8 protein-coding genes are annotated in these 10,916 nt (G+C 50.7%); all 8 read right to left on the minus strand.

Annotation, left to right across the window (positions count from 1 at the left end; genetic code table 11):
- Positions 1-81: 81 nt before the first annotated feature.
- The 8 genes from pta to ACKU35_RS00705 all read right to left on the minus strand — a co-directional run bounded on the left by pta (position 82) and on the right by ACKU35_RS00705 (position 10,214).
- Positions 82-2,211, minus strand: coding sequence for a phosphate acetyltransferase (gene pta / locus ACKU35_RS00670; protein ID WP_319762143.1), 2,130 nt, complete (start codon positions 2,209-2,211; stop codon positions 82-84).
- A 210-nt stretch (positions 2,212-2,421) separates the two neighbouring features.
- Positions 2,422-3,960: a DASS family sodium-coupled anion symporter gene (locus ACKU35_RS00675; RefSeq protein WP_319762146.1), complete on the minus strand. Its 1,539-nt coding sequence runs from the start codon at positions 3,958-3,960 to the stop codon at positions 2,422-2,424.
- Between the two features lie 223 nt (positions 3,961-4,183).
- Positions 4,184-5,503, minus strand: a complete 1,320-nt coding sequence (locus tag ACKU35_RS00680; protein WP_319762148.1) for a malic enzyme-like NAD(P)-binding protein — start codon at positions 5,501-5,503, stop codon at positions 4,184-4,186.
- A gap of 38 nt (positions 5,504-5,541) precedes the next feature.
- Positions 5,542-6,099, minus strand: a complete 558-nt coding sequence (locus ACKU35_RS00685; protein WP_319762150.1) for a Fe-S-containing hydro-lyase — start codon at positions 6,097-6,099, stop codon at positions 5,542-5,544.
- Complete coding sequence (locus tag ACKU35_RS00690; RefSeq protein WP_319762151.1) at positions 6,099-6,938, minus strand: fumarate hydratase; 840 nt, start codon at positions 6,936-6,938, stop codon at positions 6,099-6,101. Before ACKU35_RS00690 ends, ACKU35_RS00685 begins: the two co-directional genes overlap by 1 nt.
- Positions 6,939-6,941: 3 nt before the next feature.
- The gene (locus ACKU35_RS00695; RefSeq protein WP_319762152.1) at positions 6,942-7,679 is read right to left on the minus strand and encodes a fumarate reductase iron-sulfur subunit; all 738 of its coding nucleotides are present in this window, start codon (positions 7,677-7,679) and stop codon (positions 6,942-6,944) included.
- Positions 7,680-7,699: 20 nt separating this feature from the next.
- Complete coding sequence (locus ACKU35_RS00700) at positions 7,700-9,553, minus strand: fumarate reductase flavoprotein subunit (RefSeq protein ID WP_319762154.1); 1,854 nt, start codon at positions 9,551-9,553, stop codon at positions 7,700-7,702.
- A gap of 13 nt (positions 9,554-9,566) precedes the next feature.
- Complete coding sequence (locus ACKU35_RS00705; protein WP_319762156.1) at positions 9,567-10,214, minus strand: succinate dehydrogenase/fumarate reductase cytochrome b subunit; 648 nt, start codon at positions 10,212-10,214, stop codon at positions 9,567-9,569.
- Positions 10,215-10,916 lie beyond the last annotated feature (702 nt).

The raw sequence follows: 10,916 nt of genomic DNA on the forward strand, positions 1-10,916 counted from the left end.
ACTTCCGGGTTTTATTTTATCGCAAACTAAAGATTATCGCCCTTGATAGGGTGTTCAATCACTCAAAAATAATTTTTAGATTTATTCGCCCTTTGTTTGATTCTTACGCTCTTCTTTTTCAGCAATGGCCTGAATAGCAGTGATCGCGACGGTATTGACCACATCGCGAACGGTGCAGCCACGGCTGAGATCGTTGACCGGTTTTTTTAAACCCTGCAGGACCGGGCCGATAGCCACTGAATCCGGCTGTGAACGCTGCACAGCCTTATAAGTATTGTTACCGGTGTTGAGGTCGGGAAAAATAAGTACAGTGGCACGACCGGCCACATCACTTTCCGGCATCAGCTCGGCAGCGACCTCCGGGTCTACGGCAGCGTCGTACTGGAGAGGACCTTCCACCGCAAGATCAGGTTTTTTCTGACGGATTATTTCGGTTGCTTCCTTAACTTTATCTACGGAAGAACCCTTCCCCGATTCTCCGGTGGAATATGAAAGCATGGCCACCCTCGGTTCAATGCCGAAGATGGAAGCGGTATGAGCGGAACTGATGGCAATATCGGCCAGTTCCTGAGCATTGGGATTTGGGTTTACCGCGCAATCACCGTAAACCGTAACCTGATCATTCTGACACATGAGGAACACACTGGAAACAATAGAAAATCCGGGCTTGGTCTTGATAAATTCAAATGCAGGGCGGATCGTCTGGGCTGTTGTGGTGATGGAGCCGGAAACCATGCCGTCTGCGATTCCGGTATAAACCATCATGGTTCCGAAATACGTCGGATCGCTCATGCGGTCACGGGCATCGTCTTTCACAATACACTTGTGCTTGCGAAGTTCAAAATACTCATCCACAAACCTGTCAAAATATTCAGACTTGGCCGGGTTGATAATATCAATTCCCTTTAAGCTTACCCCGAGGTTGGAAGCAACACTACGCACTTCATCCTCATTACCCAGCAGAGTCAGCTTCACAACATCCCTGCGACACAGAATATCCGCAGCGCGCAGAATGCGTTCTTCCTTACCTTCGGGCAGAACAATGTTCTGAGTTTTTTCACGGGCCTTATGCAGCAGCGTATGCTCAAACATGAACGGGGTGATTCTGGAGGAACGGCTGGAGACCAGTCTCTGCTGCAATTCATGGGAATCCACGCAGGTTTCAAACAATCCCATGGCCGAGAGCACCTTGGCCTGATTTTCCGGGTCTATCTTGCCGTGCAGACCGCGCAAAATCTGGGCGGTTTTATAGGTATGCCCAGGGGCCACGAGTATGGGCAGAGGCACTCCCTTCCACCCTTCTATTAAATGATGGATGGTCATGGCCGGTTTTATACCGCCGGTCAGCAGAATTCCGGATACATTAGGATAAGAATCGGAAAGACGCGATGACAGGCTGGCAAGAATTATATCCGAACGGTCACCGGGTGTAATTATCAGGCTGCCGTCATTCACGTATTTGAGAAAATTTTCAATCTGCATCGCTGCGACTACGTAATCATCAATGGGTGTATCAAGACGATCCTTACCGTAAAGCACATTACAATCCAGCCACTTTACGACATCGTTCATGGTCGGATTACCCAGCCGTTTATCATCGGGCAGAACGTAGACCAGCGGACTGTTATCGCTTTTCAGACAGCCGCGCAGACGTTCGGCAAGATCAGGGGAAAAATATTTTGAGGCCCGGTTGACCATCACCGAGATAACTTCAAGTCCCTTTTCCTCGAACATGGCGACGGTTCGATTGGCCAGATCACATATTTCATCTTCATAGCTGTCCATTGCATTAAGCACAGCCAGAACCGGACAGCTGAGATTGCTGGCAACATCCAGATTTATTTCAAATTCGACTGCGGCTTCACCGCCGAGATAGTCCGTACCCTCGCAGAGCACAAAATCGTAATTCTGCTCAAGCTCCTTGAACCGGTCGAGGATATTTTCCATTAGCAGGGAATGTTTGCCGTCATTGAGCAGCCGGGTGGCTTCGCTCTGGGTGTATGCGAATGTGGTTTTATAATCCTGTTGAAGCTTGAAATGACGCAGGATGAGATCAATATCATGATCCCGGTCCCGGTAGTTGTCGTGAATTATGGGTCTGAAAATGGCTACCTTGCGCAAATGGGTCAAAAGCAGCTGCATCACCCCGAGGACGATTGCTGATTTTCCGCTCCGGGCCTCTGTAGCCGCGATATACAAGCTCTTTGACATTCTTTCTCCTGATTCAGTTAATACATCGGAAAGCATTAATACCAAATCTTTTATTTTTAATCACGTCCGTGAAGTGACGTAAAAGAGAAATTAACTGAGCTTACTGACAAAGGACTATGTCAGGCTGGATTATTATTAAACGGGCTGTGACTGGCACGGCCCTTATAATGGTTCCCGGGCGGAACAATCCGCCCGAGAAGTCAGGGGGTGTTACTTAGGCATAACTGCCCAGTCAGGGAGAACACTTAAATCAATGCCCCAAAGGAACGGAAGCGCATAGACCACTGATGCTGTGATCAGAATAGCGCCGATAATGTTCAGCCAGAAACCTGCCGAAGCCATCTGTTTGATGGAAACGCAACCGGACCCAAAGACAACCGCGTTCGGCGGAGTCGCAACCGGGAGCATGAACGCAAAGGATGCAGCTACACAGGCACTAACAATAGTGGCAAAAGGATGAACGCCCATAGCGATTGCCGCACTGCCCATAATTGGTACAAGCAGGGTCGCAGTGGCGGTGTTGGAGGTTATTTCGGTCAGGAAGATGGTGATAAGTACCACGATAGCGACAAAGGCCAGAATGGACAGGCCGTCGAGCATGGTCAATCTGGAAGCGATAAAGGTCGCCAGTCCGGTTTTGGAAAAACCATTGGCAATCGCCAGACCACCACCGAAGAGCAGAATTACGTCCCAGGGAATTTTTACCGCTGTTTTCCAATCCAGCAGGAATTCGCCTTTTTTAAAGTTGGTAGGAATGGCGAAGAGAATCAAAGCGCCGAGAATACCGATAGTAGCATCATGAATATGACCGAAGTTAGGCCACATATCCTGAATAAAAACCATCTTTTTCAGAAAGCCTCGGGATAACCAGAAAGCGGCTACGAAGCAACCTACGGTAACAATGTATTTCTCTTCCTTGGACATGGGTCCGAGAGCAGCAATTTCTCTATCGATAATCGCTTCACCACCGGCAAGTTCCAGCCCTTTGGACGGGAACAAAACCTTGGTCAGAATCCACCATGATGCGCCGATCATAATTGTTGCTAGGGGAACGCCGTAAAGCATCCACTGACCGAATCCAATCTGTACGCCGTACATTTTGTCGACCATACCGACCATTACTGTGTTCGGAGGAGTACCGATAATTGTACCGACACCACCCATGGAAGCAGCATAGGCGATACCGAGCATAAGACACTTCCCGAAGTTTGATTCAGGTCCGGAATTGGCACAGGCTTGAAGGTCTTTGGAATCAAAACCGGTGGCCTGCTGGATAACGGCCAAACCGATGGGCACCATCATCATTGTTGTTGCAGTGTTGGAAACCCACATGGAAAGAAAGCCGGTGGCGATCATAAATCCAAGGATCATGCGACCCGGGCTGGTTCCAACTGATTTGATTGTGTGCAGGGCGATGCGCCGGTGCAGGTTCCACCTTTCCATGGTTACGGCAAGAAAAAAACCGCCCATGAACAGATAGATAAGATGGTTTGCATAAGGCGCACAGGCCGCGTTGGATTTCATTACACCAAGAAGCGGAAAAAGCGCGATGGGCATCAGAGAAGTCGCGGGAATGGGAATTGCTTCAGTAATCCACCAGATAGCCATCAGGGCTGTAACCGCAGCAACTTTCCATGCTGCCGGTTCCATGCCTGACGGGGCTGGCATAAAAAACATGATCAGAAAAACTATCGGTCCCAGGAAAAAACCGATTCTACGTCCGTTACCACTATCTTGTTGATCGCTCATAGTCCCTCACTTGAGCTTGTGGCGTTCTTACAGAAAAATGTTTCCCTCCGCCCCGTCAATGCAATAAACATAAAACGGGTTGTCAGCGCATCGAAAAAACACCTGCCGGATCCGCAAGAACCGCCGATACTTTACATACAGGACCTCATCACCAGTTTGTACCCTCCCGGTCCCCCACAGGACCGGGAGGGGGAATTCTCAACTAAGAACCCGTACTCCCCGACTAGCTGTCGAGATCGTAGGTATTACCGAATGCGGAAACACGTTTTCTGGAAGCAGCCAGACGTTCGCGCAATTCCTTCTTGTATTCTTCAATATCGATTTTTTTACGGGCCACACCGGTATCCATTGCAGCCTGTGCAACAGCGGCGGACTCCCATTCAATCAAACGCAGGTCGAGCGGTTTGGGAATGATGTAATCGATACCGAATTCCAATTTATCAACGCCGTAAGCTTCGCATACGTAATCCGGAGCCGGCTCTTTTGCCAAAGCGGCAAGTGCATTTGCTGCAGCGATCTTCATTTCTTCATTGATAGCGCTGGCATTTACATCCAGAGCTCCTCTAAAAATGAAGGGGAAACCGAGAACATTGTTAATCTGATTGGGGTAGTCGGAACGTCCGGTACCCATGATGGCATCAGGACGGGCTTCCTTGGCATCGGTGTAGGAGATTTCAGGATCAGGGTTCGCGCAGGCGAAGATGATGGGGGAATCGGCCATGGATTTGACCATTTCCTTAGTCACCATTCCCTTTACAGAAAGGCCGAGGAACAGGTCAGCGCCTTTCATTGCGTCTGCGAGATCCTTGTATTCTTTATCTGTGGCGAACTGGAGCTTCTGGTCGTTGAGACCTTCACGGCTCTTGTTGATATGTCCGCGGGAGTCGAACATCGCCACGTTTTCACGCTTAATGCCCAGAGACATATAGAAATTGGTACAGGCAACAGCGGCTGCACCTGCGCCGGAAACAACCAAACGCATATCTTCAATTTTTTTACCTGCAATTTCAGCTGCGTTGATCAGCCCTGCGCCGGAAATAATGGCGGTACCGTGCTGATCATCGTGAAAAACAGGAATGTTCATTTCTTTCTTGAGCTTTTCTTCGATGTAGAAGCATTCGGGAGCCTTGATGTCTTCAAGGTTGATTCCGCCGAAAGTGGGCTCAAGGGCTTTTACTATATCGCAGAGTTCGTCAGGATCGGTAACGTCAAGGTTGATATCGTAAACGTCTACGTCGGCGAAGACCTTGAAGAGTACGCCTTTACCTTCCATAACCGGTTTACCGGCTTCAGGACCGATATTACCGAGACCGAGAACAGCGGTTCCGTTGGATACAACGCCGACAAGGTTTCCACGACCGGTATAGAGATAGGATTTTTCTTTATCTTCCGCGATTTCCATGCAGGCTTCAGCAACTCCCGGACTATAAGCCATAGAAAGGTCTTTCTGGGAATTGCAGGGTTTTACCGGAACAACTTCAACTTTACCCCTTCTACCTTTGGAATGGTAATCGAGGGCTTCCTGCCTAGTGAACAAAGCCATAATTTTCTCCTTTATTATCGGTTGCAACTATCCGACGTTTATTCAAGACCTGCCGCTTTGCGATCAGGTACAGCGTACAATTCGCCACCGTGGGTATCATTAATGACCAGCAGGGGAAAATCCTCGACTGTCAGTTCACGAATGGCTTCGGGACCAAGTTCATCAAAAGCGATAACTTTCGCTTCCTTGATGCACATGGAAAGCAGAGCACCGGCACCTCCGGTAGCTCCGAAATAGACGGCTTTATGATCCTTCAGGGCCTGCTTGACCTCATCGCTGCGTTTGCCCTTGCCGATGCTGGCTTTCTGACCGAGGCTGTGCAAACGGGGGGCGTAACTGTCCATGCGATAACTTGTGGTCGGCCCGGCGGAACCAATGGGTCTGCCCGGAGGCGCCGGACTGGGCCCCACGTAATAAACCACGGAACCTTTCAGTTCAAAAGGAAGCTCCGCGCCTTTATCAAGCAGGTCACAAAGTCTCTTGTGGGCAGCATCGCGGGCGGTGTAAATGGTTCCGGTCAGTTTGACCACATCTCCGGCCTTGAGCTGAACCATATCTTCATCAGTAAGCGGGGTGGTAAGTTTGTATTCAGCCATTAGAGTTCCACCTCCTCGTGCCTTGAAGAATGGCACTGGATGTTTACCGCCAGCGGCAGGGACGCAATGTGGCAGGGACGCATTTCAATCTTCACATCAAAGACAGTGGTCTTACCGCCCAGTCCCATGGGACCGATACCGAGCTTATTGAGATCTTCCATGAGCTCGGCTTCCAGTTTGGCGATTTCCGGATCAGGATGCGGCTCGCCCACTTTGCGCATGAGTGATTTTTTAGCCAGCAGCGCGGAATACTCGAAAGTTCCGCCCACGCCGATACCGACCATGGTCGGGGGGCAGGGGTTGGGTCCGGCTTCGGCAACACGCTCGATGACGAATTTCTTGATTCCTTCCCAGCCCTGTGCAGGAGCTAGCATGGTCACCCGGCTCATATTTTCCGAGCCGCCGCCTTTGGCCATGAAAGTGATTTTGATCTTATCACCGGGGACGATATCAAAATGTACGATGGCCGGAGTATTGTCCTTCGTATTAGCCCTGGTCAGAGGATCACAGGAGGATTTACGCAAGAAGCCCTCTTCGTAACCCTTGCGGGTTCCTTCATTGATGGCGTCGCGGATGTTCATACCTTCCACCCGCACATCCTCGCCCATTTCAACTATGAATACGGCCAGTCCGGTATCCTGACAGAGCGGCAGACCGGATTCTGCGGCCAGTTCCCAGTTTTCCTTAATCTGCCTGAAAACTTCCTTGGCTGCTGGGGAGTCCTCAGCGGCGGCGCATTCTTCAAAGCGCTTTTTCACGTCTTCGGGCAGGTAGCGGTTCGCGCTTACGCACATCTTTGCCACAGCATCGATAACCTGTTCAGCTTTAACGGTACGCATAGATTACTTCCTGAATATTTCCTTGATTGCGGTTATGCCCATCTTGCGGCGCAGGAAACCAAGCTGGTTCTGCAGCGGCAGATTCTTGGGGCAGACATCTTCGCAGCCGAGAAGGCCCATGCAGCCGAAGATACCTTCATCATTACCGATAATTTCAAAGTAATCGCGGTCGGTACGCTGATCGCGGGGATCGACTACGAAGCGGGCAACACGGTTCAAGGATGCAGCACCGAGAAAGTCATCACGAAGGCGTGCGGTACCGCAAGCGGCTACGCAGCAGCCGCATTCAATGCAGCGTTCCAATTCGTAAATCTGTTCGGCCACCTCATTTTCCATACGCTCTTCAAGGGCGTTGGGGTCAAAGGTCTTATTCGTGTGAATCCATGATTCAGTGGTCTGGTACATTTCCCTGAACCAGGAACCGGTATCAACTGAAAGGTCTCCGATCAGCCGATATACAGGCAGGGGCAGCAGGGTAATCTGTTCCGGGAGGTCCACGGTTTTGGTCTGGCAGGCCAGACGGGGTCTGCCGTTTACCACCATGGCGCAGGCTCCGCAGATACCGGCGCGGCAGCAGAAGTCAAAAATCAGGCCGGGGTCCTGTTCTTCGCGCAGACGGTTCAGCGCGATGAACAGGGTCATGTTCTCGGTTTCATCCAGCACAAAAGTCTGCATGTGCGGAACCGACCCCTTATCCTGAGGATTATAGCGGAATATATCAAATTCGAGTTGTCTGCTCATTTTAATATCCTTGTCAGGGGTTATTTCTTGATCATTTTGGCTTCAATTTCAGCCTTGTCGGCTTCGATAATGGAACCGCCGCCGTACCCACGGTCTCCCGGAGGAATTTCATATCCCGGGGTGGCATCTTCGTACTTGAGTTCCGGCATATCCGCGCCCACGGGCCAGTAAGCCAGAGTTCTGTTCAGCCATTCCTTGTCATTACGTGCGGTGTAATCCTCACGGTTATGGGAACCACGGCTTTCAGTACGTTCAAGAGCGGCCTTGGCAATACACAGGCCAAGTTTGACCTGACCTTCGATCTTAAGGGCCGCGGCCAGTTCGTGGTTAGCGCCCAGACCATCCGAGACAAGACCGACTTTACGGGCCTTATCAAGGGTACCCTGCAGGGTTTCAATACATTTAGTAAGACCTTCCTCGTTCCTGAAGACAAAACAGCCGTCCATGAGGGCGTCCTGCATTTCTTCGCGGACTTTGTAGACATTCTCCTTACCGTTTGCACCGCTGCGCAGGTTCTCAATGCGATCCTGCTGCTTGCGCACTGCGTCCGCTACAAGGGAAGTCTTGAAGTCGGTTTCATATCCTTTAAGGAATTCAACAATCTTGGCCCCGATAATGCCGCCGGCCACAACAGTTTCAGCAAGTGAATTACCGCCGAGACGGTTAAAGCCGTGCATATCCCAGCAGGCCGCTTCCCCGGCGGAGAAGAGTCCCTTCATGCCGTAGACCGCACCATCTTTATTGGTACGCACGCCGGCCATTGTGTAATGCTGGGTCGGACGAACCGGTATGAGCTGTGTACGGGGATCAACACCCAGAAAATGATGACAGATTTCATCAACTTCGCGGAGTTTGGTGGAGATGTGCTTATCTCCCAGATGACGGATATCCAGCCAGAGATGTTCACCGTAAGCGGATTTCACACCCTTGCCCTGACGCATGTGATGGGTCATCCAGCGGGAGACAACATCACGGGAGGCCAGTTCGGCTTTTTCCGGTTCGTAGATATTCATGAACCGTTCTTCGTTCACATCGAGCAGGGTTCCGCCGTCACCGCGGCAACCTTCGGTCACCAGAATGTCAGTCGGTACGATGCCTGTGGGATGAAACTGAATGGCTTCCGGGTTACCGATGGGGACAACTCCGGTGTCGTGGGCAAGTATATGCCCGCCGCCATCACAGATCACCGCGTTTGTTGTTGCCTTGTAAATTCGCCCGAAACCGCCTGTGCAAATGGATGTGGCCTTGGACAGAAACACTTCCAGCTCGCCTGTGCGCAGACAGCGGACAACCGCACCGGTGCATTTATCCCCGTCATGAATGAGGGAGACTGCTTCCTTACGGTCAAAAACATTAATTCCGAGTTCGGCACAGCGGTTATCCATAGTACACATAACTGCGTGTCCGGTTCCATCAGAAGTATAGCAGGTACGCCATTTAGCGGTACCGCCGAAGGATCTGGCGGTAATCAAGCCGCGTTTTTCCTCTTTCTCTTCTTTTTCAAATTTCTCGCCACCTTTGAAATAGAAGGATTTACCGGGAACAACACGGTTCCAGGGCACACCCCAGTGAGCCAACCTGCGCATCTCGATGGGTGCGGCGTCAGCGAACAGACGGGCCACTTCCTGGTCACAACCCCAGTCGGAACCGCGAACAGTGTCGCCGAAATGGACGTCTACATTGTCTCCCTCACCCTTGACGCAGTTGCCCAGCGCGGCCTGCATGCCGCCCTGTGCTGCCGAGGAATGAGACCGGCGCGCCGGTACAATCGAGAGACAGATTACATCAAAACCTTCCTGGGCCGCCTCCACAGCCACGCGCTCGCCCGCGAGACCAGCGCCGATAACAAGGAGATCAGAGTAATAAGTTTGCATTTATGAACCCCGTTTAACTTAAAGTGATGAACCTGATCAGGGTGATGATGCCGATGACCATGAAGGTCGCGAAAAGAACTGATTCAAGCTTCTTAGCCTGCTTCCTGTTCTCTGTCCTGATGAATCCCCATTTAACACCTATGCGATAAAAACCGACGCTGACGTGAAGTTCAACGCAGGGCAGAAGCACCAGATAGAAATACATCCATCCGCCATCAGCTACACGGGCCGCCGACTTCGCGGCAGTAATAGGGAGGTCATTGAGTACAACCCACATGTGGACGGCACCCATCACAAGGATGATCATTGCGGTCACAGCCTGAACAACCCAAAGCCATGTGTCACGATGCTTAAGCATCTGCGCATGCTGCAGTATGGTTGTCTGCCCTTCCGCACGGAAAGGCACCTTTCTGGCCGCCAGCACGAAATGTAGCAAAAAAACCAAGAAAATCAAAGGACCACCGACCTGTGCCATGTACGTTGCCTCGAAAAAATAAGCAATGGCATTCATGATTTTCGGCGAAATAACAACCGAAGAAACCAGAATCATGTGACACCACATAAAAGCCACAAGTCCGGCACCGCTAAGCATCTGCAGCCAGTCCATGACAGCATCCCTCTTCCCCGGACGCGCCACGTGCATACTTACGTTTACAGCCATAACCTTCCTCCTTTAACGGGATCTCTCCCGTATTAATGGATTACCAGCACTACCCCATCGATATTAGCGCCTTGGCAATTAGCCGACACCGGAAACAAACCGGCGCCTTCACTTCCCATAAATTCCCCGGACCCAAAAACTCCGGGGCCGAGCTAAATACCCGGCTTAAAGGGCATAATCCCCGTTAAGGGGAATATTTTCGAGAACGGATAAAGGAATCTGTGCAATGAACACACTGAATTAACCGTTACCGCATGCGGTAACGGGCTGTTTGTATAGCTGTAATTAAAGAGAGATATAGTGGCGTCCGGACAGCGGCTTAACCCGTTGGATACGGAGAACGGCCCGGCAGAGGAATTAACAGAGGAAAAGATAACTGAACAATGCAAAAACAGGAAGAAAACCCGCTCCAGAAAACCATAACAGTCCTGAATACAGATCTCCCCAAACTCCGAAAAGGAAAGTCCCACCCCGCCTTTACCGGATATGTTTTGACTGAAAACTGGCACACATCCCCCGACACCCGAAGAGTCTGAGATACCAATCAGGCACCCATATTCATTCGGTGAGATTTTACATTAACCAGATCACAAAACCATGAACTTACATTGTCAAATTTGCGGTCTAAACAGTGGACCGCTTCGGCATTTAGTTGTAATTGTTCTAACACTCCTTAATTGGCTGGTCAATCAATTTTGAAAA

Origin of the sequence: Maridesulfovibrio sp. (genome assembly GCF_963676065.1) — a bacterium.
GTDB lineage: Bacteria > Desulfobacterota > Desulfovibrionia > Desulfovibrionales > Desulfovibrionaceae > Maridesulfovibrio.

What these genes read in the sequence shown, in the direction of transcription:
- ACKU35_RS00690 (WP_319762151.1), bottom strand. Translation starts at nt 6,938, where the DNA reads ATGCGTACCGTTAAAGCTGAACAGGTTATCGATGCTGTGGCAAAGATG.
- ACKU35_RS00680 (WP_319762148.1), bottom strand. Translation starts at nt 5,503, where the DNA reads ATGGCTTTGTTCACTAGGCAGGAAGCCCTCGATTACCATTCCAAAGGT.
- ACKU35_RS00675 (WP_319762146.1), bottom strand. Translation starts at nt 3,960, where the DNA reads ATGAGCGATCAACAAGATAGTGGTAACGGACGTAGAATCGGTTTTTTC.
- ACKU35_RS00705 (WP_319762156.1), bottom strand. Translation starts at nt 10,214, where the DNA reads ATGGCTGTAAACGTAAGTATGCACGTGGCGCGTCCGGGGAAGAGGGAT.
- pta (WP_319762143.1), bottom strand. Translation starts at nt 2,211, where the DNA reads ATGTCAAAGAGCTTGTATATCGCGGCTACAGAGGCCCGGAGCGGAAAA.
- ACKU35_RS00685 (WP_319762150.1), bottom strand. Translation starts at nt 6,099, where the DNA reads ATGGCTGAATACAAACTTACCACCCCGCTTACTGATGAAGATATGGTT.
- ACKU35_RS00695 (WP_319762152.1), bottom strand. Translation starts at nt 7,679, where the DNA reads ATGAGCAGACAACTCGAATTTGATATATTCCGCTATAATCCTCAGGAT.
- ACKU35_RS00700 (WP_319762154.1), bottom strand. Translation starts at nt 9,553, where the DNA reads ATGCAAACTTATTACTCTGATCTCCTTGTTATCGGCGCTGGTCTCGCG.